A 487-nucleotide genomic window follows, 5' to 3' on the forward strand; every position below is an offset into this window, starting at 1 on the left:
ACATTGCATCGGAACAAAATGATGTTCCGGAAAAATGCGATGCAAATATAATTCAGGGTTATCTTCTACTACAAGAGTACGTTCTTTTTTCTTTCCTTTCGGAATGTGAGAGGAAAGGTATTTCATAAACTCTGATTTTCCGGTACCTGTAGCTCCAGCAACTAGAATATTCATTTTGGCTTTCACGGCGGCAGCCAAAAAGTCCAACACCTCTTTTGACGCTTGATTGGTAGATAACATACGCTCTTCAGAAGCACGAAGGTGATCCGCATTCTTACGAATCGTTATTGTTGTTCCGAGTCCCCCAAGTTCATCTAAAGCAATATTGATACGGATATATGGAAACACGCAGTCCACATACGGCTTTGCTGTATTTAATGACTCTGATGTACTGTTTACCATCTTATAAGCTAGAGCTTTCACTTCTTCTTCCGTCTCAAATCGGTAAGGAAATGTACATTCTCCCTCTCCAATTTTTTCGTAAATG

At 39.8% G+C, this 487-nt stretch carries 1 protein-coding gene; it reads right to left on the bottom strand.

Annotation, left to right across the window (positions count from 1 at the left end):
* Positions 1 to 487: ATPase, T2SS/T4P/T4SS family (locus MR170_RS31045; protein ID WP_242310674.1), on the bottom strand; the 487-nt coding region annotated here is incomplete at both ends.

This window comes from Bacillus cereus group sp. BfR-BA-01524, assembly GCF_022662595.1.
Taxonomy (GTDB): Bacteria; Bacillota; Bacilli; order Bacillales; family Bacillaceae_G; genus Bacillus_A; species Bacillus_A thuringiensis_S.